This window comes from Nocardioides sp. NPDC087217, from assembly GCF_044744805.1.
Lineage (GTDB): Bacteria > Actinomycetota > Actinomycetes > Propionibacteriales > Nocardioidaceae > Nocardioides.
This window is the reverse complement of sequence record NZ_JBIUZB010000004.1, coordinates 23099-47232: the sequence shown is the minus strand read 5'-3', so window position 1 is coordinate 47232 and position 24134 is coordinate 23099. Positions and strand designations below refer to the sequence as shown.

The 24134-nt window shown below is 68.9% G+C and carries 22 protein-coding genes; 8 read left to right on the top strand and 14 right to left on the bottom strand.

The features are described from left to right. The first annotated feature begins 35 nt into the window (after positions 1-35). Positions 36-887, top strand: a complete 852-nt coding sequence (locus ACIO3S_RS18290; RefSeq protein WP_400466559.1) for a GTP-binding protein LepA — start codon at positions 36-38, stop codon at positions 885-887. Positions 888-984: 97 nt separating this feature from the next. On the opposite strand, the gene ACIO3S_RS18285 is transcribed toward ACIO3S_RS18290, so the two are convergent. Continuing rightward, positions 985-3234: a transglycosylase domain-containing protein gene (locus ACIO3S_RS18285; protein ID WP_400466556.1), complete on the bottom strand. Its 2250-nt coding sequence runs from the start codon at positions 3232-3234 to the stop codon at positions 985-987. Positions 3235-3382: 148 nt separating this feature from the next. On the opposite strand from ACIO3S_RS18285, the gene ACIO3S_RS18280 reads away from it, so the two are divergent. Then, positions 3383-4246, top strand: coding sequence for a DUF692 domain-containing protein (locus ACIO3S_RS18280; protein WP_400466553.1), 864 nt, complete (start codon positions 3383-3385; stop codon positions 4244-4246). Here ACIO3S_RS18280 and ACIO3S_RS18275 read toward each other — a convergent pair. The 6 genes from ACIO3S_RS18275 to lepB (ACIO3S_RS18250) all read right to left on the bottom strand — a co-directional run bounded on the left by ACIO3S_RS18275 (position 4215) and on the right by lepB (ACIO3S_RS18250) (position 10236). Next, positions 4215-5108, bottom strand: coding sequence for an Abi-alpha family protein (locus ACIO3S_RS18275; protein WP_400466550.1), 894 nt, complete (start codon positions 5106-5108; stop codon positions 4215-4217). The genes ACIO3S_RS18280 and ACIO3S_RS18275 overlap by 32 nt on opposite strands. After that, positions 5105-6427, bottom strand: coding sequence for a hypothetical protein (locus tag ACIO3S_RS18270; RefSeq protein WP_160026624.1), 1323 nt, complete (start codon positions 6425-6427; stop codon positions 5105-5107). The genes ACIO3S_RS18275 and ACIO3S_RS18270 overlap by 4 nt, the downstream gene beginning before the upstream one ends. A gap of 94 nt (positions 6428-6521) precedes the next feature. Continuing rightward, positions 6522-7523, bottom strand: coding sequence for an Abi-alpha family protein (locus ACIO3S_RS18265; protein WP_400466548.1), 1002 nt, complete (start codon positions 7521-7523; stop codon positions 6522-6524). After that, complete coding sequence (locus ACIO3S_RS18260) at positions 7520-8839, bottom strand: hypothetical protein (protein WP_400466545.1); 1320 nt, start codon at positions 8837-8839, stop codon at positions 7520-7522. Before ACIO3S_RS18260 ends, ACIO3S_RS18265 begins: the two co-directional genes overlap by 4 nt. A 117-nt stretch (positions 8840-8956) precedes the next feature. Continuing rightward, positions 8957-9547, bottom strand: a complete 591-nt coding sequence (gene lepB, locus ACIO3S_RS18255; RefSeq protein ID WP_400466542.1) for a signal peptidase I — start codon at positions 9545-9547, stop codon at positions 8957-8959. After that, positions 9544-10236, bottom strand: a complete 693-nt coding sequence (gene lepB, locus ACIO3S_RS18250) for a signal peptidase I (protein ID WP_400466539.1) — start codon at positions 10234-10236, stop codon at positions 9544-9546. The genes lepB (ACIO3S_RS18255) and lepB (ACIO3S_RS18250) overlap by 4 nt, the downstream gene beginning before the upstream one ends. Positions 10237-10459: 223 nt before the next feature. On the opposite strand from lepB (ACIO3S_RS18250), the gene ACIO3S_RS18245 reads away from it, so the two are divergent. The 6 genes from ACIO3S_RS18245 to ACIO3S_RS18220 all read left to right on the top strand — a co-directional run bounded on the left by ACIO3S_RS18245 (position 10460) and on the right by ACIO3S_RS18220 (position 14792). Beyond that, a complete protein-coding gene (locus ACIO3S_RS18245; RefSeq protein WP_400466536.1) occupies positions 10460-11065 on the top strand; it encodes a DUF6230 family protein in 606 nt (201 codons plus the stop codon). An 86-nt stretch (positions 11066-11151) separates the two neighbouring features. Continuing rightward, positions 11152-11655: a DUF6114 domain-containing protein gene (locus ACIO3S_RS18240; protein WP_400466533.1), complete on the top strand. Its 504-nt coding sequence runs from the start codon at positions 11152-11154 to the stop codon at positions 11653-11655. Beyond that, complete coding sequence (locus ACIO3S_RS18235; RefSeq protein WP_400466530.1) at positions 11652-12563, top strand: DUF6230 family protein; 912 nt, start codon at positions 11652-11654, stop codon at positions 12561-12563. Before ACIO3S_RS18240 ends, ACIO3S_RS18235 begins: the two co-directional genes overlap by 4 nt. Continuing rightward, complete coding sequence (locus ACIO3S_RS18230; RefSeq protein WP_400466527.1) at positions 12560-13039, top strand: DUF6114 domain-containing protein; 480 nt, start codon at positions 12560-12562, stop codon at positions 13037-13039. The genes ACIO3S_RS18235 and ACIO3S_RS18230 overlap by 4 nt, the downstream gene beginning before the upstream one ends. Positions 13040-13044: 5 nt before the next feature. Beyond that, entirely contained in the window at positions 13045-14037 is a 993-nt protein-coding gene (locus ACIO3S_RS18225; protein ID WP_400466524.1) for a hypothetical protein, read from the top strand. Beyond that, positions 14034-14792, top strand: coding sequence for a DUF6230 family protein (locus ACIO3S_RS18220; protein WP_400466522.1), 759 nt, complete (start codon positions 14034-14036; stop codon positions 14790-14792). Before ACIO3S_RS18225 ends, ACIO3S_RS18220 begins: the two co-directional genes overlap by 4 nt. Positions 14793-15006: 214 nt before the next feature. Here the strand turns inward: ACIO3S_RS18220 and ACIO3S_RS18215 are convergent, their stop codons facing one another. From ACIO3S_RS18215 to ACIO3S_RS18185, 7 genes are all read right to left on the bottom strand, one after another. Beyond that, a complete protein-coding gene (locus ACIO3S_RS18215; protein ID WP_160026614.1) occupies positions 15007-15441 on the bottom strand; it encodes a heat shock protein transcriptional repressor HspR in 435 nt (144 codons plus the stop codon). Beyond that, positions 15441-16631 carry a DnaJ C-terminal domain-containing protein gene (locus tag ACIO3S_RS18210; RefSeq protein ID WP_160026613.1) on the bottom strand — a complete coding sequence of 397 codons (1191 nt, stop codon included), beginning with the start codon at positions 16629-16631 and terminating at the stop codon, positions 15441-15443. Before ACIO3S_RS18210 ends, ACIO3S_RS18215 begins: the two co-directional genes overlap by 1 nt. A gap of 81 nt (positions 16632-16712) precedes the next feature. Next, the gene (grpE, locus tag ACIO3S_RS18205) at positions 16713-17420 is read right to left on the bottom strand and encodes a nucleotide exchange factor GrpE (RefSeq protein WP_160026612.1); all 708 of its coding nucleotides are present in this window, start codon (positions 17418-17420) and stop codon (positions 16713-16715) included. Beyond that, complete coding sequence (dnaK, locus tag ACIO3S_RS18200; protein ID WP_160026611.1) at positions 17417-19276, bottom strand: molecular chaperone DnaK; 1860 nt, start codon at positions 19274-19276, stop codon at positions 17417-17419. The genes grpE and dnaK overlap by 4 nt, the downstream gene beginning before the upstream one ends. A 310-nt stretch (positions 19277-19586) precedes the next feature. Next, the gene (locus tag ACIO3S_RS18195) at positions 19587-20438 is read right to left on the bottom strand and encodes an aldo/keto reductase (RefSeq protein ID WP_400466517.1); all 852 of its coding nucleotides are present in this window, start codon (positions 20436-20438) and stop codon (positions 19587-19589) included. Positions 20439-20488: 50 nt separating this feature from the next. Then, positions 20489-21079 (bottom strand): hypothetical protein, encoded by a 591-nt coding sequence (locus ACIO3S_RS18190; protein WP_400466514.1) that lies wholly within the window; start codon positions 21077-21079, stop codon positions 20489-20491. A gap of 68 nt (positions 21080-21147) precedes the next feature. Continuing rightward, on the bottom strand, positions 21148-24081 hold the full coding sequence (locus ACIO3S_RS18185) for an AAA family ATPase (protein WP_400466511.1): 2934 nt from the start codon (positions 24079-24081) through the stop codon (positions 21148-21150). Positions 24082-24134 lie beyond the last annotated feature (53 nt).

The following is a 24134-nucleotide window of genomic DNA, read 5'->3' as shown; positions in this document are numbered from 1 at the left end:
AGAGCTGCTTGACTCCCCCACCAGGAGCCGCCTCGATGCCGACCGATACCGAACGTCTCGTTGCTCATGTCGCGCGCCTCGGTGAGGAGCACCCACCCATCCCGATGGACTCGGTCGACTTCACCGTGAACGACCCGGCCGGCTTCGGCGCCCGCTTCGGCCATGTGCTCGACTACATGGCGCGGGTCGAGCTCGAGGTCGACCGCAACGTCCTCGAGATCTCGACCATGCTTCCCAACCCACCCGAGGTCGACAAGCAGTTCTATGCCGAGGTGTGGCAGCCGCAGGAGATCCAGCACGGACTGATCCTCGACCGGCTCCAGCAGATCCTCGGACGCCCGCCGGCGACCACCGACCTGGACCACGTCGGCCTGAAGCTGAAGGTGCTCGGCCTGCTGGCTCACCTGGAGCCGTTCCAGGACGTCTGCCGGATGCTCTACTACCTGACCGGCATGGCCACCGAACGCTCCGCGGTGATCGCCTACAACCTGCTCCACGACGGCGTCATCGAGACCGGCGAGCACGCCGTCGCCGAGACCGTCATCGCGCCGATCAAGCGGCAGGAGCCGGGCCACTACGCCTTCTACCAGCTCTCCGCCCGCGCCCACTGGGCCACGCTCGCCGCCTGGCAGAAGTGGCTGGTCAGACGCATGCGCCGGATCTCCTTCGCCCCCGTCGGGGTCAACAACGTCACCCAGCTCGCCGACTTCGGCGACGTCATGGAGACCCTCGGTGTCGACCACGAGGGCCGTGACCTCGCCGCCGACGTGGCCAGGGTCGAGCAGGAGCTCCTCTGGGCCCGCGACCGCGGCCTCCCGGTCCCCGACTACGTCACCCGCGCCTTCCGCGAGGCCGTCGAAGCAGCTCGGGCGCGCGCGGCTGCCTGAATGCTCACCGAGGTAACTCGGTCAGCGGTCAACGACCTCGTGGAACTCCACGAAGGAAGCGCGCATCCACCGAGTCACCTCGGTGAACATCCACCCGTCACCCGCGCCACTTCGACACGAGCATCTCGACCGTCGCGCCCTTGATCGCCCGGCTTCCCGGAACCGTGCCGACGACCGTGCCCGCCTTCCAGCGCGACTTCACCCGCTTGCCGACGACCGGCTTGAACCCAGCCGCCTTGAGCCGGGCGGTGGCCCGGGCGACGGAGAGCCCCTCGACCTTCGGGATCTTGACGCCCTTGCCGTTGACGACGCTGGCACCGGGGCGTACGAAGTTGGCCGAGCCCAGCTTGCCGTCGATCGCCCGCATCGCGTCGGCCCACATCGGCCCGGCGACGGTCGAGCCCGACGCCGAGGCGACGTACCCGCCGCGCAGGCGCTGGCCGTTGAGGGAGACCCATTTGCCCTCGTAGTTGGCACCGGCGATCATCGAGGCGGTCGCCAGCTTGGGCGTGTAGCCGTTGAACCACACCGCGCGGTTGCTGTTGGTGGTCCCGGTCTTACCCGCGGACGGCACGCTCAGCGCGAGCCGCTGCCCGAACCCACCCGGCTGCAGCACGCCGCGGAGGATGTCGTTCATCGCATCGGCCGTGCCGGTACGCATCACCTGCTCGCACGATGCCGCGTACTCCTTCATCGTCTTCCCGTCCGGGCCGACGATCTCGGTCACCGGCCGCGAGTCGCAGTGCTTGCCGCGGGCACCGAAGGTCGCGTACGCCTCGGCCATCTCCAGCGGGCTGACATCGACCGGGCCGAGGGTGAAGGACGGCACCCGCTCGTGGGCGGGATCGGTCAGGCTGACGCCCATCTTCTTCGCGAGCGTGTAGGGGGCGCAGACGCCGGTGAACCGCTCGAGCTGGACGTAGAAGGTGTTCACCGACTCCCGGGTGCCGGTGTAGAGGTTCTTGTTGCCCGACGTGGTCGAGTTGCCGACCGGGTAGGGATTGGGGCTGAAGTTGCCCTCGCCGGGGCAGTTGGCGAAGGACGCCTGGTTGAACGTCTTCTTGGCCGGCGACGGGATCTCCTGCCTGAGCGGGAAGCCCTTCTCGATCGCCGCGGCGCCGACGAAGACCTTGAAGGTCGAGCCTGCCTGGAAGCCGTTGGCGTCGCCGTACTCCTTCGGCACCAGGTAGTTCAGATACGACTCACCCTTGCGACGGTTCTCCCCCATCGGCCGCGACTGCGCGAGCGCCTTGACGTTGCCCGTGCCGGGCTCGACCATCGCCAGGGCGCCGACCGCGTTGTCGGTGGGCGAGACGCGGCCGCTCACCGACCGCTGCGCCGCCTTCTGGAAGCTCGCGTCCAGGGTGGTCCTGATGGTCAGGCCGCCGGTCTGGAGCAGCCGCCAGCGCTCGGCCTCGGTCTCGCCCAGCGACTTGTCGGCGAGCAGCCACCGCAGCGCGTAGTCGCAGAAGAACTCCGCCGAGGATCCGAAGCAGCCGTTGCGGCTGTCCTGGACGTTGAGGCCGAGCTCGGTCTCCTTGAGCTTCTCGGCGTCGGCACGCGGCAGGTCGCCGACCTGGGCCAGCCGTTCGAGCACCAGGTTGCGGCGCGCCAGCGTGGCGTCCGGGTAGTCGGTCGGGTCGTAGCCGGTCGGGTTCTTCACCATCCCGGCCAGCATCGAGGCCTGACCCCAGGTCAGGTCGGCGGCGTCGACGCCGAAGTAGTGCTTCGCGGCCGCCTGGACCCCGTAGGCGGAGTCGCCGAAGTAGGCCGCGTTGAGGTAGCGCTCGAGGATCCAGTCCTTGTCGTGGTTCTCCTCGAGCCAGATCGCATAGCGGAGCTCGCGGATCTTGCGGGCCGTGGACTTCTCGGTCGCGGCGGCCCGCTCCTCGTCGGTGTCGGCTCCGTAGACGAGAGTCGTCTTGACCAGCTGCTGGGTGATCGACGAGCCACCCTGCACCGAGCCCGACTCGGAGGCCGAGTTGCGCAGCAGCGCCCGCAGCGTGCCCTTGAGGTCCATCGCGCCGTGCTCGTAGAAGCGGCTGTCCTCGATCGCTAGCAGCGCCTTCGGCATGTTCGGCGAGATCTGGTCGAGCGCCTTGTAGGACCGGTTCTGGTCGTACAGGGTCGTGATCACCTTGCCGTGCACATCCAGGATGCGGGTCGTCTGCGACAGCTCGCCCATGTCGATGTCGAGGGGCAGATCGTCGATCGCCTGGGCGCCGGACTTGGCCGCGACGCCGGTCAGGTGGATGAACGGAACCGCCATGCCGGAGGCGACCAGCCCCGTCACCGCGGCGACGCCGATGAATGCCGCGAACCGCATCGCGACGCGGTGAAACGGCATGGAACGAACGACTTTGCGCGCCAAGATGGGGGCTCCTACCCGGGCCTCGAGCCAGGACCGGCGAGGGTTGCTGAACGATTGGAGAACAGGTGTTCAGAATACCGGAAGGCCCCACAGCGATCGCGTTCGATCCGCCACACTTCTCCCTGTGAACCCCTCGGTCTCCGGCATCGCCGTGGCATGGCGTCCCGCGATCGCCGAGCTCCTCCAGACGTACGCCGCCTCCGGCCGTCTCGGGTTCACCGAGGTGGTCGCGGAGAACACCGCGCCGGAGCAGGTCCCGCAGGCTGTCCGGGATCTCGGCGTCCCGGTCATCGCCCACGGGGTCACCCTCGGCCTGGCCGGCGCCGACCGCCCCGCGGAGGACCGCCTCACCCGGCTGGCCGAGCTCGCCGAGGTCCTCGACAGCCCGTTCGTCTCCGAGCACGTCGCGTTCGTGCGGGCGAGCGGCTCCCCCGACCCGCTGCACGGCGACGTCCTGGAAGCAGGCCACCTGCTGCCGCCGCCGCGCACGAAGGACTCGCTCGACGTGCTGGTCGACAACGTCCGGATCGCGCAGGGCCAGCTGCCGGTGCCGCTCGCGATCGAGAACATCGCGGCCACCTTCACCTGGCCCGAGGACACCATCAGCGAGCCCGACTTCCTCACCGAGCTCGTCGAGCGCACCGGCGTACGCCTCGTCCTCGATGTCGCCAACCTCTACGCCTCCGCGGTCGCCCGCAGCTCCGACCCCGTCGCCGACCTGGCCCGCTTCCCGCTCGACGCGGTCGCCTACATGCACGTCGCCGGCGGCACCGAGCGCGAGGGCCTCTACATCGACACCCACGCCCACCCGATGCCGACGCCGGTGCTGTCGCTGCTCGCGACCGCGGTCGAGGCGTACGCCGGGCGACGGCTCCCCGGGATCATGCTCGAACGCGATGCCGATGTGTCGCCGCAGACCGTCGACCCCGAGTTCACGAAGCTCGCCGAGGCGATCCCTACGCCTTCGGCAGGTCCGCCCCACCCGTGACCGGAGCCTGATGCTCCGGGAAGGTGGACTCGGCCGAGACCTCGTCCACCAGTGTGGTGCGGCCGAAGGCCTCACCGAACGGCGTCAGGTGCACCGAGCGGCGCACGATCTTGGCGAACTTCACCGAGTGCAGCGCCTCGAGCACGTCGGGCTGGGCCTCGAGGACCTGGTATTCCAACGGGTCGGGCAGCGGCTCCTTGGAGAACCACACCAGCCCGAGCCGGAACAGGTTGTTGAGATAGGCCGGCACCCGATCCGGATAGCGCACGCCGCTGCGTCCGGCGATCATGTTGAGACCGGGCGCGATCATGGTGCTGCCGACGAGGCCCGCCGGCCCACCGGTGCGAATGTCCACCGAGGGCTGCGGCCCGGCCTGAAGCAGGTAGAGCAGCATCCGCGCCTCGTCGGGGGCGAGCTCGTCGAGGATCCGGGCGTACGCCGGGTGGCCCTGCTCATCGGCCCAGACGTCGCGGGACCGGTCGAGCAGCTCGGCCCCTCGCCGGCGCAGCACCGGCAGGGAGTCCTCGGACGCCTCGGCCTCCCGCGTGCGGGCGAGCACGACATCGCGGCCGGCGGCCTCGTAGTCGGCGTCGGAGAGCTCCATCACCTGGTTCGCGTTGGGCAGCATGATCCGGGCCGCGGTGCCGGCGACGATGCCCACGGCCTCGGCCGTCTCCCGCACCAGCCCCACGCGTACGTCCTGGTCGACCATCGCCCGGGCGACCCGGATCCCGGCGCGGCCGGAGGTGCGCAGCCCCCACCCAGCCGTGTGCCAGGCAGCCCCCGCCGCCACCCGCGCCAGACCGGGCGCGGTGCCGGCCACGGCGGAGGCGGTCGGGATGACCTTGCCCAAGAGACTCATGTCGGAAAGATTAGAAGGTGAAGGAAGCCGCCCGCGAGTCCCATGATCGCGCCGTGGGCGTAGAGCATCCATTCGTCCTCCTTGATCGCTGACCTCATCATGTCCACGAAGTCGCCCGGCGGGAGTTCCTTGGTGCGCCGCGCGACCAGGTCGCGGATCTTGTCCGCCTGGTGACGGCTGAAGCCGGGATCGCGGAACGGCACCAGCGTACGATCCGCCGCCTCGTTGGCGACCGACGTGCTGATCCGGTCGAACCGCTCCGAGCCGAGTGCTATCCGGACCGCACCCCGGTAGGGCCCGGCCGCCCTGTCCACCGCGGGCATCAGCGCGTTGATCAGCAGCTTGCGGGTGGCGTCGCCGCGGGGGCCGTCGAGCAGGAAGTCGCCGATCCGCTCGAGCGTGATCACGTCGGTGGCGATGATGTCGGCGTAGACCTCCGCGGCCTGCTCCTGGCGGCGCGGGAAGAGACCCTGCACCTTGATCCCCAGGACGCGTCGCGGCTCGGCGGGCTCGAAGATCAGCCACATGCCGAGCAGGTTGGTCACCCAGCCGACGACCACGCCAAGGACGGGAAGCAGCCACCACACGTGGAAGGTCTGGTCGATCAGCGCGACCGGGATGCCGAGCAGGAAGCCGAAGATGAACCCGAAGGCGACCATCAGGTTGAGCTCGCGCTGCCCGAAGTCGCGGAAGATCCTGACCACCAGGGCGGGGTTCTTGCGGAAGTGGTCGATGACCATCAGCTTCGGGTCGAGCAGCTGGTCGATGTGTACGCCGATGTCGTCGGTGACCTTGTGCACGATCGAGGGGAGCTGCGCCTGCACACGGACGGCGATCGCGTCCTTGACCGGCCGCGGCAGGTCGCGCCAGAGCCGCGGGTGCTCGCGCATCATGATCTGCTCGACCAGCTCTGGGACCTCCGGACGGAAGGTCTCCACGATGTGCGTGGCGATCTCCGAGGGGCCGAGCTGCTGGTAGAAGTCGCTGGGCGTGCCGAGCTTGGCGATCGCCTTGTCGACGGCGATCGAGCCCATCTTCGCGGCGCGTGCGGGGATGATGCCCTGCCAGCCGATCCCGCCCTGGGCGAAGCCCGGGACCTCCTGCAGCTTGTGCGGCAGCACCCTGGTCAGCTCGCGCAGCCCGGGCACCTGGAACCCCTTGAAGGAGAGCGGGGAGAAGAGCATGTAGAGGCCCGACCAGTTGATCAGCCAGCCGATCACTCCGGTGAAGATCGGGATGGTGATCAGCGAGAGCCAGTGGACGTGAGCAGCCCAGTCCTCCAACCAGCTGACCAGCGAGTCCTGCCACTCCGGCGACATCCGAGCTCCTTCCGCCAGAGTTCCAGACCGTCAGTATGCGTACCCTACCCACAGGCGAACGCAAACACCCTGAAGCGTCTGCTATTCGGCTGTGCTATTCGGTTGAGGCCTCCGTCGCCGCGCCGGGCGGGATCTCATGGCTCGGCAACCGGTCGAGATCCTCGACGTCGGCGAAGCAGGCCCGGGCGAAGTCCTGCCCGAACGGGGTCAGGTGGATCGAGCGCCGCTTGATCCGGGCACCGCCCTTGGCGTGAAGAGCCGCGAGTACGTCGGGTTGCGCCTCGACCACCTGGTAGCGGATCAGCTCGCTGACCGGATCCTCGGACTGCCAGACCAGGCCGAGCCGGGTCAGGTTGTTGAGGTACTGCGGCACGAGCGACGGGTAGCGCACGCTGGCCTGCGCCCCGATCATCGTCAGTCCCCGGGCGATCATCCGAGCCCCGCGCAGATGGCCGATCAGGCCGCCCTCGACCACGTCGACGGCCGGCTGCGGGCCGCCCTTGAGCATCAGCACCAGGATGCGGGCCTCGTCAGGGGCCAGCTCGTTGAGGATCGACACGAAGGCCGGGTGCCGCTCGTTCTCGTCCCATACGTCGCGCGAGCGGCGCAACAGCTCCTCCCCGGTACGCCGCAGCCGGTCGGGCTCCGCCCCCGGGGCGACTCCATTGACCCGCGCGGCACGACCTTCCATCGCCGCCCTCGCGCTCTCGGCGGCCGGCAGCGCGAACCGCTCCAGCAGACCCGTGACCGGGTTGCCGGTGGCAACCCGCTTCGCGAGGGCGGTCACCTGGCGGGCGTTGGTCGCCACGTCCTCGGTGAGCCGGACCGCCTCGTCAGGATCGACGACCGCCTTCGCGACCCGCCCCACCCCTCGGGCGTACGTCCTCAGCCCCCAGCCCGCGGTGTGGGCGACCGTGACCGCGGAGATCCTGAGCAGGCCCGGGAGGACCTCCATGGCATCGTCGACGAGACCGCCGCTCGGGGCCGGCGTGGGCATGCGGTGCATCCCCTCCCGACCGTCGACGAGCTCTTCGGGCGGCTCGATCGAGCGTGGTCGACGGGCCCCTGGTTCGGTGTTGATGTGGAGGGCGCTCACAACACGTTCCACCATTCGAAGACCGCCACGTGCAGAAACCCGCCCGCCAACCCCATGATCGCCCCGTGGGCGTAGAGCAGCCACTCGTCCTCCTTGATCGCGGCTCTCATCATCTCAACGAAGGTCTTCGGAGGCAGCGCCCTGCACCGGTCGGCGATCAGCCGGCGGATGTTGCACGACTGCTGCTGGCTGAAGGCGGCGTCGCGCAGCGGGGTGAGCGTGTAGTCGACGGCCTGCTCGGCGACCGAGGACCGGATCGCGTCGAACCTCCTGGTCCCGACCGCGACCCGAACCGCGCCGTAGGCCGGTCCGACCGCGGCGTTGACCGCCGGCTCGAGGGCCGCGGCGAGCATCTGACGGGTGCGGTCGCCGGACGGCCCGTTGAGGAGGTGCTCGCCGATGTGCTCGAGCGTGATCACGTCCTTGGCGATGTGCTTGCCGTAGACGTCCGAGGCCTGCCACTGCCGCCGGGCGAAGAGCGCCTGGATCTTGAACGGACCGATCCGCCGGGGCTCGGCGGGCTCGAAGATGAGCAGCATGCCGAGCAGGTTGGTCGTCCAGCCGACCAGCACGCCGAGGATCGGCAGCAGCCACCAGATGTGGAAGGCCTGGTCGACGACGGCGACCGGGATGCCGAGCAGGAAGCCGAAGATCGCCCCGAAGACGACCATCATCCGCAGCTCGCGGGCGCCGAAGTCCTTGAAGATCCGCACGATGATCGAGGGATCCTTCTCGAAGTTCTCGATCACCATGATCTTCGGGTCGAAGATCTGGTCGATGTGGTTGCCGATCTCGACGGTCACGTCACCGACGACCTCCGGGAGCCGGTCCTGGACCCGCTGGATCACGACCGTACGCAGCGGGCGCGGCAGATCGCGCCAGAACCGGGGATGCTCACGCCACATGATCTCGTCGACGAGCAACGGGATCTCCGGACGGAAGACGTCGACGATGTGGGCGGCGATCTTGTCCGGCTCGAGCTGCTCGTAGAAGTCGCGGGCCGTCGCCATCTGCGACAGCGCCCGGTCGACGGCGATCGAGCCCATCTTCGCGGCCCGCGCCGGCACGATCCCCTGCCAGCCGAGCCCGCCGCGCAGGATGCCCGGGATCTCCTGGACCTTGCGCGGCAGCGAGCCGGCGATCTGCTTGAGCCCGGGCACCGTGATCCCGTGGAAATGGATCGGGGAGAAGAGCATCCACAGCCCCGACCAGTTGATGAGCCAGCCGATCACGGCGGTGAAGATCGGGACCGACCAGAACTCGAACCAGTTGAACTCGCCTAGCAGGGTCAACCCCGCCGAAATGGTGTTAGACACAAGACCTGACCTTCATTTCCTCATCCACGAGACCGCCCCAGGTTCAAGCGGTGTCGTGGTCTCCCTGGCGCGAAGGCTAGTCCACCGTTTGACAACTTGGGGCAAAATGTCCACCGATCACTCAGTTATCGATCCAAAGATCGAGCCTGGTTCGACGGGAGCGAGTCGTACGTCCCGGGTGATCATCCCGTTCCGACGCAGGGGGAGCATTCGGAAGACCACCCTGCCATGGACGGCGTCGGCATCGACGAAACCGAAGCTGCGCGAGTCGGTGGAGGCGTTCCAGTTGTCGCCGATAAGCCAGTAGGCGTCCTCGGGGACCGTCAGCGATTCCAGCTCGGCACCAACCTCGGCGGACCAGGCCGGGTTCTCGACGACATAGGTCTCGTCCTCGCCCGCGGGGCGGACCAGCACCCGCGCATCGCCGGAGACCGAGACCCGGTCACCGGGCATCCCGATCACCCGCTTGAGGATCTGGGTACCGCCACCGGACACAGCGCTCGGAGCGTCCGCCTCGACGACGTCGAAACGCTCGATCTCGTCCTGGGTCCAGAACTCGAGGAGCATCCGGTCGCCGTCGTGCAGCGTCGGTTCCATGCTCGTCCCGTCGACGGTGACCGAGAACGCGAGCGCGGCGACCACCAGGACCAGCGCGACAAAGGCGGCAACCCCGGCACCGACACCGCTCGCCGCGAGGACCTTCCTCACGGCCGTACGTCCAACCCGGCGACAGGCACGGCCACCTCGACCAGCTCGACGCCACCGTCGCCGAACCCACCGAAAGCGCCGGCCGGGAGCAACCGCAGCCACGCCTTGCCGGAGACGTCCGCCAGCGGCAGGAAGCCGAACCCACGGGAGTCGGTCGAGCCGCCCCAGTTGTCCCCGAGGACCCACAGCGAGTCGCCCGGGACGGTCGCCCAGACCCCGGACGCGGCATCGTCGTCGTACGTCCCGTCCGGCTCGCAGCACATGCCGACCTCAGCCCCGATCCTGGCCGGCCAGGCGGGGTTGTCGACCCGGTAGACGTCGGCGGACCCGGCGGGGCTCACATAGACGACCGGCTTCTCGCCGCCGACGATCGCGACCCGGTCGCCGGGTAACCCGATCACCCGCTTGACCACCTGCATGCCACCACCGAAGCGCTCCGGTCCCGGCTCGACGCCCTGGACCAGGTCGAACCGCTCGATGTCGTCGTTGTGCAGCGGGTCGATCAGGATCCGCTCACCAGAGACCATCGTCGGCTCCATGCTGCGTCCCTTGACCGTGAACGAGCCGAAGAGCGCGGCGACGACCACCGCCATCACCAGCAGGAACGCCACCAGCGCGACCCACCCGACGACCACTCCGGCGGCGCCGCGTTCGGCAGCGAAACGAACGCTTCGAGGTCCTCCGAACACAACCAGACTCTCTTTCGGGCAGGTCGACGACAGCGAGGCCAAACCCACGCAGGGATCGCCACACTTCGTAGACATTTAGGGACAAAATGTCCAGATTTGCTTGACCGTAGCACGTGGCGACCGTCACAGTCTGTGATGCCACCCAGGGTATTAGGGACCGTGGGCGGCGCACTTTTCTCGGGTTCATCAGCCCGTGAGGGACGGGTTCAACGAGGGAGCACATATGAACAAGATGGGGCATACCAGTCTCGGCCGCTTCGCGGCCGTGACGCTGCCGGCGGCGGTCGTCTCCGCCGGTATGGGGTACGCGATGCTGTCCGGCATGGTCGGAGCGGTCATCTCGTCCACCGGCGGTTTCGACATGCGCACGAGCCTCACCGCCGACGCGCTGAAGATGCGCACCGGCGCCACTGAGGTCGGCTCTGCCGGCAACAACCAGGGCACGATCTACGCCCAGACCGAGGGTTCCGTCGCCAACGGGCTCAACGTCGTGACACCCGAGGTCGAGGTGCTCCCGGGCCTGAGCCTCAACCTGGGGATCACCTCGACCGACTCGGCGATCAACCTCGGCGACGTGGCACTGAACGCTGCCTCGCTCAACACACCGAGCGGCGCCACGATGGCCAACGTCACCCTGGGCCAGTCGCAGGCCGACGCCGGGTTCGACCCCGGCGGCCCCGGCTACGTGGCGGACGGCTTCGCACTCCAGGCCGCGCAGACCGCCGGCCAGAGCGGCCAGCAGGTGCTGAACAACCTGTCGGCGAAGGCGTACGCGGTTCAGCTGAGCTCGCTGAGCCTCGACAACCTGTCGATCACGCTCAACCCGTAGCACTCCACCTCATCAGCCCGCAGTAGTTGGCGGGCGTTCCGGAGCGCCCGCCAACACCTCTGCCTCAGCCCCCGCCGGAGAACCCCATGCCTGACAAGACGCCCATCGACCCCGAAGCACCCACCGTGAGCACCCCAGCCGCCGTCCCCACGCCGCGCGGTTTCAAGGGCTTCCGGCGCACCCGCCCCTTCTGGGGAAGCCTGATCCTGCTGTGGTCGTCGTGGATGATCGGGTCCTCGATGCTCTCCAAGCAGCTCGACTTCACGATCTTCGCAGCCTTCGGCGACCGGACCCTGCCGCCGGTGCTGATCTCGTTCGCCATGGCCGCCGCGGCGCTGATCGCGATGTTCATGCCCGCGCAGCGGACGTTCCCCGGGATCGTCTCGGTCGCGCTCGCCATCGCGGCGCTCCCGCTGGCCAACCTCGGCGGCCTGATCATCGGCACCGTCGCCGGCGTCACCGGTGGTGCCCTGATCGTCGCCTGGACCCCCTACACCGACAAGCAGCTGGCCAAGATGGCTGAGAAGGACGCCCGCAAGCGCGCTCGCAAGGCGGCGGGCAAGCCGGCCCGGAGCGGAGCGACCGCATGAGCCCTCGCGCCCGCCGCTTCGAGCGGCCCGAACCCTGGGGCGAGGAGTCCGGCCTGCTCGGCGCGTGGGGCCGGCTCACCGGCCGCATCTACCGCGCCGCGTACGCCGCCGTCGACCGCGCCGCGGAGCAGTCGGCACAGATGAAGGCGGAGGCGGAGTCCGTACGTCGCGGCAGCCGCAAGCGCTCGCTGCCGCTGATGATCGTCGGGAGCGCCGCGCTCGTGGCCATGTTCGGCGCGGTCTCGCAGAACGCTCTGGCGGTGAACTTCACCACCGGGAACGCCAAGTTCAAGCTCTACTCCAACTACCTCGACGCCGAGCACGCCGCGGGCTATCTCGCCCCGACCAGCCGCCAGGGGGCCACGGACTGCGATCCCGGTGTCGCCGACGTACAGGCGCAGTGCGGCGTCACCGAGCTCGGCATCCACCAGGCCAAGCTCGCCGGCCTGTGCGGGATCGCCACCGAGAACATCCCGCTCGTCGGCAGCTACTCGCTGATGATCACCGCCGGTGACGACATCCCGGACAGCTACAGCGGCAGCACGATCCCGACGGGCACCACCACCGACCCGAGCACGGGCAAGCTCACCGACGGCAGCCTCGGCAACGCGATCTCGGCGACCAACCTCTTCATCAACGCCGACGCGCTCAGCGGCTACGGAAACAAGATCTCCGGCATGAACCTCGGCCAGTCGGCCGAGACCGTCGGCGACTCCGCCGGCCTCACCTTCGAGGGCAACCCCAACCAGCTGCCCAAGGCAGGAGCCTTCGGCCTCTACGCCCGCCAGCTCAACGTGGCCGGACTCAACGGAAACAGCTACGGGCTCAACCTCAAGGGCAACATCACCCTGCCGGAGCTGAACATCAAGGTCGTCCCCGGGGCCAGGACGCAGGCCGACTGCTCATGACCGAATACACCACCCAGTCGTTGACGGACGACCTCGGCTTCTCCGCCGACTCCCGGCCGGAGAACGTACGCCGCAACCGGCTCGGCGCGTTCCTCGCAGCGGCCCGCTCGTGGTTCCGCGCGTGGCGGCGTACGCGACCCTTCTGGGGTGCACTGTGGCTCATCGTGGCCGGCGCCTGGATCATCTACTGGATGTCGTTCGACATCGGCATCGCCCTGACCGGCGGCTGGTCGTACTCCGCCGGCTACGTCATGGGCGGGGCGCTGATCATGTTCGGTCTGGTCACCTGGCTGGCGCCGCACTACAAGTCGCTCTCGGGGATCGTCGCGTTCCTGATCGCGCTCGGTGCGTTCCCGACTGCCAACCTGGGCGGCTTCGTCCTCGGCTCCGTCCTCGGCATCATCGGCGGCTCGATGATCTGGTCCTGGGGCGAGAAGAAGCCGCGGCCGTCCAAGCGCGTCACCTCCGGCGGCTGACCGCCGTGTCCCACCAGCTCACCGTCGGCAAGCAACGCCTTGTCGTCGTCACCGCGATCGCGCTCCTCATCATGTCCTCGGCACTGTGGCCCTCCCCCGACCACCGGGCCGCGGCGAACAGCCAGAACAACAGCTATCAGCCGTTCCAGTGCGACCAGCCGGGCAGCAGCAACCCGCAGCAACGGCGGCAGGTCGTACCGCTCAAGAACAGTGGCGACAACGGCGCCTTCCAGAGCCGCCTCTTCGGGACCCGGATGTTCCCCTGCCTGTCCGGGACGCGGTGGATCCTGACCGCGGGCGAGCCGAACGGAAGCAGCACCACCAACGTGGCTGCCGACGTGCGTGGCATCTACACCAACAGCAGCGACGGCAACTGCGACAGCAACAAGGGCTTCACCTACTACTACGCCGCCACCGGCTCGATGTGCCTGTTCCAGATCGCCTTCAGCGACCTCGTCTTCCGCAACAACGTCGCCTCGTTCGGCGCTCCGGTGCTCTCCGCGAGGTCGACGACGGCGCCCGCCCCCAGCGCGAAGGTGGCGCACACCCTGCGGATCGCCCCGGACGGCCCGTTCACCGTCGGCGGGCCGGGGGTGAAGACGAACCTGCTCACCACCGGCGACTCCTGGGTGGCGATCCCGTGGAGAACGGTCACGAACCTGGCCGGCATCCTGATCATCGCCGCCGGCCTGACCACGACCTCGCAGAAGAACACCATCTGCACCGCCGGCTGGAACGGCGACTCGTGCCGGTTGAAGATCCGTACGCTCGCCGGTGACGGCACCGGCGGCTGGAACGACCTGGTCACCGCGATCCTCAGTGGCCTCGCGGCCGGTGGTGACTACAACATCCTGGCGGCGAACCTGGAGTTCTACTACCTGTTCACCCACGACAACAACGCGGGCAACGACCCGTACGTCTATCCCCCGGGTGGCACTACGAACCCGCTCAACTCGATCCAGCTCCCCAACACGACGATCACGGTGACCGCGGGATGAGCACGTACGGCACACGATGGCGACGCACGGTCGCGGCGACGACGGTCGGCTTCGGCCTGCTCGCCGGGATGGTCGCGGCGATGGGGTCCTCCGCGTCCGCGGTCTTCAGCCCCACGCTGACGATCAACAACGGCAGCTCGACGTTCTCCTCGACCAACATCCACGCAGCCGACGCCGCCTTCGGCACCTCGCTGGTGCAGACCCAGGCGGCCGCCAGCAGCGGTGGCGACTGGACGCCGGTCCTGCGTGCCGGCTTCGCGAGCGCGACGATGAACGGCTTCTGCCTCTCTCGGGTCGAGGAGGTCGGGATGCTCGGCAGCTACACGATCAGGCTCACCTCCGGGGACGACGACCCGGCGACCAACGAGATCAACGCCCAGATGGCCGTCTTCGACATCACCCAGCTCCGTGCCGCCGCCGGGCCGGGGATCAACCTGCAGGGGGTCGCCCAGATCGGGCTGGCCTCCACCGATCTGACCACCAACCCGGGAAGCGCGCCGTACGCCGCCAACCCGATGGGCCTGCCCCAGGCGTTCGACCCGAGCTGGTACCAGGCCAGCGGCAACGGCGGCCACAACAACGGTCAGGGTTTCACCGGCATCGACGCGACCGTCGCCGACCTCAACTCGGTCTACGGCGACGTCTGGCAGGCCCAGATCGAGGGCAAGGTGACCCTGCCGAACCTGGAGATCGAGCTGCTTCCGGGCAACCAGTCCTGCAAGGCGGCGGCGCAGGCCGGGACGTTCCCGAACTGAAGGTTGCGGCCGCTGAGCGCGCTTGAAATTGGAAGGACCCGGCGGGTCCGTCTCGGGTCGGCTCCACCGGGTCCGCCGCGTGTGCCCCGACCATATGGGGGTTGGTCCGACACCCGCGGCTTACTCCTCAGTATGCGGGTGTCGAACCCACATCGGTTTTACCCGAAATCCACAACTCGCCAACAAATCTATCGAGCGATCAGTTAGTACTGTGCTAACCCTGCTGGCGCCGCCAGACCACGATCGCCTGTCCTGGCGGGGCCTGACGAACCGCAGGAAGCCTGCTGGTCGGCCCCTTCGGCTCCGGCGCCGCCGCCCGTGCCTGGGCGAGCGCCTCGCGGGTCGCGGCCAGCTCGTGCAGCAGCTCCTCGTTGCGCCGGCGCAGGGCGTCGACGTGCTGCTCGAGAGCGAGGATGCGACGCACGCCCTCGATGCCGATGCCGGCCGCGGTCAGGTCCGCGATCGAGCGCAGCAGCTCGATGTCGTGGAAGGAGTAGCGCCGCCCGCCGCCCCCGGTGCGACCGGGGGTGATCAGGCCCATCCGCTCATAGGTACGCAGCGTCTGCGGGTGCAGCCCGGTCAGCTCCGCGGCGACGCTGATCACGTAGACCGCGGCATCCGGCGCCGGGCTGCCGAATCCGTCACTCATCATGACTCCTCGAGAAGGGACGTACGCAGGGGCTTGCCGGCCATCGCGGCCCGATAGGCCTCGACGGCGGCCTTGGCATCGGCGTCGAGCACGGCCGGGATCTGCACCTCGACGGTCGCGAGCAGGTCACCCACGGTGCCGTCCGAGCGGCGGAACCCCTTGCCGCGGACACGGAACGTACGTCCGTTGGGGGTGCCCGCGGGGATCCGCAGCGTCACCGGCGAGCCGGACAGCGTCGGCAGCTTGGCCTCGGCGCCGAGAGCCAGCTCGTCGAACCCGACCGGCACGTCGATGGTGAGGTTGTCGTCCTTGCGGCCGAAGACGCGGTGAGGCGTGACGTGCACGGTGACGTAGAGGTCACCGGCCGGGCCGCCGTTCTCACCGGCGGCACCCTTGCCCTTGAGCCGGATCCGCTGACGGTCCTTGACGCCCGCCGGGATGCGCGCCTGGATGGTGCGCGCGGAGGTGCCGCGACCCGAGCCGTGGCAGGTCGGGCAGGCCTCGTCGTAGATCAGCTGGCGGCCACCGCAGCGCGGGCAGGTCTCGTTCATCGAGAACGCGCCGCCGACGGAGTTGACGACGTAGCCCGCGCCCTCGCACTCGGGGCAGACCCGCGGCTTGGTGCCGGGCTTGCCACCGGTGCCGTTGCAGTCGGGACAGGCGGCGTCCGAGGTCAGCCGCAGCGAGATGGTCACGCCGTCGAGCGCGTCGGTGAACCCGATCGTCGCGCTCGTCTCGACGTCGGCACCCTTGATCGGCCGAGCCCTCGGCGTCGTACGCCGCCCACCGAAGCCTCCACCGCCGCCGGCGCCGCCGAAGAGGTCGCCGAACATGTCACCGAGGCCACCACCTTGGGCGCCACCGGCACCGAAGAGGTCGTCGAAGTTGTAGCCGCGGCCGCCACCTGTGCCACCGAAGCCGCCCGGGAACCCGCCCGAGGCGCCGAGGGTGCGGACCTCGTCGTACTTCTTGCGCTTCTCGGCGTCACCGATGACGTCGTAGGCCTCGGCTACCTTCTTGAACTTCTCGTGCTTGGCGTCGTCGCCAGGGTTGGAGTCGGGGTGGTTGGCCCGCGCGAGCTTGCGATAGGCCTTCTTGATGTCGTCGCCCGAGGCGTCCTTCTTGACACCCAGCTCGGCGTAGTAGTCCTTGTTGATCCAGTCCGGCCGGATCCCGTCGTTCTCAGCCACCTAGCCCCTCCTCCCTTCTTCTCGGTGGCCGAGGCTGTCGATCTCTCGACAGCCTCGGCCACCCATCGTTGTCACTCCTGGTCACTCCGGGTCGACGACCAGGACCTGCGCGGCCCTGACCACCCGGTCGCCGATCATGTAGCCGGCCTTGGCGACCAGCTTGACCGAGGTCTCCTCGACCTCCGGGTCGGTGCCCATGTGGCTGAGCGCCTCGTGGCGGTTGGGATCGAAGACGTCGCCCGGCTCACCGAACTTCTTCAGACCCAGGTTGGTCACGATCTTCTCGAGCTGGTCGGCGACGGCCTTGAAGCCGCCGTCGACCTCGCCGTGCTCGCGGGCACGGTCGATGGTGTCGAGCACTTCCACGATCGGAGTGAGTACCTTGTAGGTCGCGTTCTGCGAGACCAGCTCGCGGTCACGGTCGACCCGCCTCTTGTAGTTGACGTACTCGGCCTGGAGACGCTGCAGGTCCGTGGTCAGCTCGGCGACCCGCTTGTCGACCTCGTCGGCGGCATCGCCCATGAAGTCCACCTCGCTGTCGTCAACGATCACGTCGTCCTCGTCGTCTGCCTCGTCCGCCTTGTCCTCCGCCGCTTCGGCGGAGCCATCCTCATCGGATCCAGTCTCGGCGGCGTCGTCCGACTCCGAGGCGTCGCCCTCAGGAGCGTCCACCTCGGAATCCTCGGTCGACTCCTCGCCAGCCTCTGTCTCAGGGTCGGTCTCGGGCGGGGCCTCGGTGGTCGTCTCCTCGACGGCCTCCTCCGCCCCGCCGGGGCGGCGCTTCGTCACTTCTTGTCGCCCTCTTCACCCTCGACGGGCTCGTCGACGATCTCGGCGTCGACGACGTCGTCGTCGGCCTCACCAGTCGCGCCGGTGGCACCGCCGGCAGCGGACTGCTCGGCCTCGGCCGCGGCGTACATGGCCGCACCCATCTTCTGCGAGGACTCACCGAGCTTGGTGATCGCGGTCTGGATGGCGTCCTTGTCGGCCTCGGTGTCCTCGAGGACCTTCTTCAGGGCGTCCAGGTCGGCCTGCACCTCGGTCTTCACGTCGTCCGGGACCTTGTCGCCGGAGTCGGTGATGAACTTCTCGGTGGTGTAGACGAGGCTGTCACCCTGGTTGCGGATCTCGATGGACTCGCGACGCTTGGCGTCCTCCTCGGCGTACTGCTCCGCCTCCTTGACCATGCGGTCGATGTCGTCCTTCGACAGCGCGGAGCCGCCGGAGATCGTCATGGACTGCTCGCGGCCCGAGGCCTGGTCCTTGGCGGAGACGTGCACGATGCCGTTGGCGTCGATGTCGAAGGTGACCTCGATCTTCGGCACGCCACGCGGCGCCGGCGGGAGGCCGGTCAGCTCGAAGTTGCCCAGCGGCTGGTTCTCCGACCACATCGGGCGCTCGCCCTGGGCGACCTTGATCTCGACGCTCGGCTGGTTGTCGTCAGCCGTGGTGAAGATCTCGGAGCGCTTGGTCGGGATGGTGGTGTTGCGCTCGATCAGGGTGGTGAAGACACCGCCCTTGGTCTCGATGCCGAGGCTCAGCGGGGTGACGTCGAGGAGCAGTACGTCCTTGACCTCGCCCTTCAGCACGCCGGCCTGCAGCGCGGCACCGACGGCGACGACCTCGTCCGGGTTGACGCCCTTGTTGGGCTCCTTGCCACCAAGCAGGCTCTTGACCAGGTCGGTCACGGCCGGCATCCGGGTCGAACCGCCGACCAGGACGACGTGGTCGATGTCCTTGAGGGCGACGCCGGCGTCCTTGAGGACGGACTCGAACGGCTTCTTGGTGCGGTCGAGCAGGTCGGCGGTGATCTTCTGGAACTCCGCCCGGGTCAGGGTCTCCTCGAAGTGGAGGGGGCCGGACTCACCGTGGGTGATGTAGGGCAGGTGGATGCTCGTGTTCTGCGAGGAGGAGAGCTCGATCTTCGCCTTCTCGGCGGCCTCCTGGAGGCGCTGGGCGGCGATCTTGTCGGCGGCCAGGTCGACACCGTTGGCGGCCTTGAACTTCCCGACCATCCACTTGACGATCGCGTTGTCCCAGTCGTCACCACCGAGGTGGTTGTCACCGGAGGTCGCCTTGACCTCGACGACACCCTCACCGATCTCGAGCAGGGACACGTCGAACGTGCCGCCACCGAGGTCGAAGACGAGGATGGTCTGGTCGTCGCCCTTGTCGAGGCCGTAGGCCAGCGCAGCGGCGGTGGGCTCGTTGACGATGCGGGAGACGTTGAGGCCCGCGATCTCACCGGCCTCCTTGGTGGCCTGACGCTGGGCGTCGGAGAAGTAGGCCGGGACGGTGATGACCGCGTCGGTCACCGTCTCACCGAGGTAGGCCTCGGCGTCGCGCTTGAGCTTCTGCAGGACGAACGCGCTGATCTGCTGCGGCGTGAAGTCCTTGTCGTCGATGGACACCTTCCAGTCGGTGCCCATGTGACGCTTGACCGACTTGATCGTGCGGTCCACGTTGGTGACGGCCTGGCGCTTGGCGACCTCACCGACCAGCACCTCACCGGACTTGCTGAACGCGACCACGGAAGGCGTCGTACGGGCGCCTTCGGCATTCGCGATGACGGTGGCCTCGCCACCCTCCAGAACCGAGACGACCGAGTTGGTGGTCCCGAGGTCGATACCGACGGCACGTGCCATCTTTGCTACCTCCGCTTGTTGAAGCTGTGTGTATGTGGACTGTGTTCCCTGGGGAGACCCCGGAAGACTTGGGTTGTTCTGCACCCGCCCAGCGACTGCTGCCGCCGAGTGTTGCAAACAAGTTGAGTCGGATCAACTCAACTTCGTTCACTCTCCACAACGAAGACCCTACGCCCCCTATTCCAACGCCGGCCAAAACCAGGTCGAGTCGGCCCGTCCTGACCGAAAACCCCGCCGAGTCGGCTCGTCACGACGAGCCGACTCGGCGGGTGCTTGCGTCAGGACGAGCCGACTCGGCGGAAGGCGGGGATCAGTAGGACGGGATCCAGTCGAAGGTGTCGGGGTTGGGGCCGGAGCGGCCGGACTCGCCCTTGTCGAGGGCCGCGAGGGCCGTCACCTGGTCGGCGCTCAGCTCGAAGTCGAAGATCGCGAGGTTCTCCTCGAGCCGCTCGCGGCGTACGGACTTGGGGAAGACGATGTCGCCACGATCGATCTGCCAGCGGAGCAGCACCTGGGCGGGCGACTTGCCGTGGGCGGAGGCGATCTCGGCGACCACCGGGTCGGTGAGCTCACCGCCGCCCTGTCCGAGCGGGGACCACGACTCGACCTTCGCGCCGTGCGCCAGGGTGGCGGCGCGAGCGGCCTCGTTGGCGAAGTAGGGGTGGACCTCGATCTGGTTGACCGCGGGGGCGACGCCGGTCTCGGCGACGATCTTGTCGAGGTGGTCGGGCTGGAAGTTGGAGACGCCGACGGAGGTGGTCAGGCCCTCCTCGCGGAGGCCGACGAGGGCCTCCCACGTCTTCGCGTACGTCCCGTCGTACCGCGTCGGCAGCGGCCAGTGGATCAGGAAGAGGTCGACGCGGTCCAGGCCGAGCAGCTCCAGGGACCTCTCCAGCGATGCTTTCGCGTCGGCCGGGTCGTGCTGTGAGTTGTTGAGCTTGGTGGTGACGTAGACGTCCTCGCGAGCGAGTCCGGCGCTCTTCAGCGCGGCGCCGACTCCGGCCTCGTTCTGGTACATCTGCGCGGTGTCGATGTGGCGGTAGCCGACCTCGAGAGCCTGGCTCACCACCTGCTCGGTCTCGTCCTGCGGAACCTGCCAGACGCCGAGACCGTACTGCGGGATCGAAGTGCCGTCATTGAGCTTGATCGTGGGAACCGTCATGTCTCCATACAACCAAGCGTGCGATGGCCTATTCCATCCTCGGCTCCATCTCAGCCGATCGTCACGGTCACCACGTTGGAGTAGATGCCGGTGTCGATGTCCTTCATCCGGAACTTGTGCTTCCCGATCCGGCCGGACTGGATCGGGGTGGAGAACTGCTCGCCGGTGACCGGAACGTCCGGGATCCCGAAGTCCTCCCAGCCCTGGCCGTCGTTGCGCTCCAGGCGGAGGATGGCGCCCTCGCCGCGCGGGTAGATCCCGCTGAGGTCGATCCGCTCCATCGGCTCCGCCTGGACGGTTCCGGCCTGGAGGGTGATCTCCTTCTTCGCAGGCTTCTCCTCAACGGTCTTGGACGGCGACGGGCTCGTGGTGGCCGCCTGCTTCTCGGGAGCGCTCGTGGGCGAGGCGTTGAGCGTGATCGCCGGCCCGCTCGCGGTCTTGGTCGGCTTGGGCGACGGAGCGTAGAGCGAGGCACCCGCGTCCGGGTCGGTGGCCTGGTCGTCGGCGGCACCGCCGCCACCGAGGCCCAGGATGTTGGCACCGACAAACATCGCGATCCCGATGATCAGTCCCACTCCGACCGCGACCGCGACGAGCGCCGTGACTCCGGCTGCGATCGGGTGCTGCCCGCCCTGCTTCACATCTGCTCCTCGACCCGCCGTGGTGATGGTGACAATTCAGCCACAGGTTCCTACCGAGCACCACAAGTTCAGCTGATCAGCTGCTGACGACGAGCGATGGCGGCTGCCTCCGTGCGACTCCCGGCGCCCAGCTTCCCGAGAATGTTCGAGACGTGCACGGAAACCGTCTTCGTGGAGATGAACAGCTGTTTGCCGATCTCGCCGTTGCTGCGTCCCGCGGCCACCAGCGTCAGGATCTCGCTCTCCCGCGGCGTCAGCGACGTCGACGTCGCCTGCTGCTGCTTGACGGCCGTCGCGCCGAGCGATCTGAGCTCGTCGAGCAACGGCTGCAGGCCGAGCCGCTTCGCGGTCGTCCGGGCCTTGTCGGCGGTCACCCGCGAGCCGGCCACGTCGCCCGTGGCCCGCTGGATGGTGGCGTACGTCGTCCGGACGGCGGCCAGACCTGGGACATCGCCATAGGCCTCGACCTGCTGCTCGGCGCGCTCCCACGCCGCCAGCAGCGTCTCCTGGGGCGGGGCGTCGATGCCGGCCAGCCAGTGGACGCGGAGCACCTCCGCCTCCAGCCGGGCCGTCCAGGCGCGGCCCTCCGGACCCCACTCTCCGGGCTCGTACTGCGCGACCACCTGCTCGCCGTCGCTGTGCAGCCCGTCGACGGCCTCCACCAACGCGGGCCAGCGCGCCGCCGGCAGCGAGGGCAGCATCTGCGCGATCCCGGAGGCGGCCACGACCGCCAGCCGCACCCGGCCGCCGAACCACTCGGTCCAGAACTGGGCGAGAGTCTCGACCGTCTCCGCGTAGACCCTGAGCACTCCCTCGGGGTCGCCGGCACGGGCGAACGCGGTCATCTCCACGACCGAGCCGTAGAGGGCGACCAGGCCCTCCTGGGTCCAGAACGGTCGCAACGCGTTGGCCGCGTCACCGACCGATGCCCCCTGCGCCTGCTCCATCATCATCCGGAGCATGTCGAGGAGCGCGACCGGGACCGGCGGCGCGTCGGGTAGGTTGCCACCGGCCAGCGCGAGCGCCTCGTCCCACTCCCCCAGGACCATCTGGATCCGGACGATGTCGGAGCGGGCCCCGGCAACGTAGGGCTGCCACTGCAGCGACTCCCCTCCGGCCTCGTCGGTCACCGCCCGGAACCACCTCAACGCCTCCCGGTAGTCCCCGGCCTCGTCGTAGGAGCGACCGAGCGTGTACAGCCCCCGGCTGACCGCGTACGTCGATCCGACCTGCCGTGCTTGGTCGATCGTCTCGCGCAGCACCTGCCGGAAGCCTTCGACCTTGTCGCCGCCAGCGCGGCCGGTGCGGACCTTGAGCATCGACAGGCTGGTGGCCATGTCGGAGGCGAGCTTGGAGAGGCTGTGCCGCTCGGCGATCTCGATGCCCTCCAGCCCGACGGCCTCGGCCTCCTCGCTTCGACGGTAGGTCACGAGCGTGCGCGTGCGCACGGCCAGGACGGAACACCGCACCTTCGGCTCGGCGTCGGCAGGTAGCGCGACCATCGCGTCGTGGGAGTAGGTGAGCGGGTCGCCGTTCTCAATGAGCAGCGCCGCCTCGGCCCGGGTCGCCAGCAGCAGCGCCCGGCCCACCGACGGGCCGGCCGGGATGGCATCGAGCCGCTCGGCCAGGATCGCGTCGGCCCGCGAGGGCAGTCCGGCGAGGATGAGTGTGTCGGCGGCGCGCTCGTAGACCCGGTCGAGGTTGACCGCGGCCGCCTGGGCGACCTTCGGGTCGGCGGCGAGGCCCAGCGCCTTCTCGTAGTGGTGGGCGGCCTCGCCCACACCACTGACGCTGCGGGCCTCCTCGGCCGCGGCGATGCGAGCCCGCAGCGCGGTCGCGAGGTCGCCGGCGTGCTTGGCGTGCAGCGCGAGCTCCGCGGCCGCACCCAGCCCGGGCGTCTCCTTCAGCACCTCGGCGAACCGGGCGTGCAGACGCACCCGCTCACCGGGCAGCAGGTCGTCGTAGACCGCCTCGGCGAGCAGCGCGTGGCGGAACGTGTAGCGCGAACCGGTCGGCTCGAGCACCTTCTGCTCGACGGCGGTGCGCAGCGCGTCATCGAGCTCGTCGGTCTTCATCTCGGTCACCGCGGCGAGCAGCTCGTGGGTGACCCGGCGCCCGGCGATGCTCGCCGTGCGGACCACGCTCCGCGCCGAGCCGTCGAGCCGGTCCAGACGCACCAGCAGCAGGTCGGCGAGGTCGACCGGGAGATCCTCGTCGCAGCCGGCCTGCACCAGCTCCTCGACGAAGAAGGCGTTGCCCTCGGCGCGGCGTACGACTCGTTCGGCGTCGACCTTGCCGGGGGCCAGCTCGTGGACCAGCAGTCGCACCGAGTCGTCGGAGAGCGGCTCCAGGACGATCCGCTCGACGTCGGGCAGCCGGCCCCATTCGCCGACCTGGCGGCGCAGCGGGTGGCGGCGGTGGATGTCGTCGGCGCGGTAGGACGCGACCATCGCGACGGGGCCGACGTAGGGCCGGGTGAAGAGGTAGGTCAGCAGGTCGCGGGTGGACTGGTCGGCCCAGTGGGTGTCCTCGACCACGACCAGCAGCGGCGCCTTCTCGGCGGCCGCCTCGAAGAGGGTGTGGACGGCGTCGAAGAGCTGCCCGCGGTCGGTGCCGGTCGGAGCGGCTCCCTGGTTGGCGCCCATCACGCGGCGTACGGGCCTCAGCCTGGCCAGCGCCGGGTAGTCGGCCGCCATCCGCTCGACCACGTCGGGCAGGTCCGCGACGATCCGGTCGAGGATCTCCGAGAACGGCATGTACGCCACGGCGCTCTCGCCGAAGTCGACGCAGTGTCCCGCGTGCACCTGCCAGCCGTCGGACACGGCGCGGTCGCGCAGCGCGGTGAGCAGACGCGTCTTGCCCACGCCGGCGTCACCGGCGAGGAGGACGTGCTGGCGCCGACCGGAGGTCGAGACCGCCTCCTCGGCCGAGACGCCAAGCAGCCCGGTGAGGGTGCGCAACTCAGGGTCGCGACCTACGAATGACCGAGCACTTTGCGCCATGTCCCCTATCATCGCGCCTCCGGGCCCGGGATTCTCCCGCATTACCGACCTCC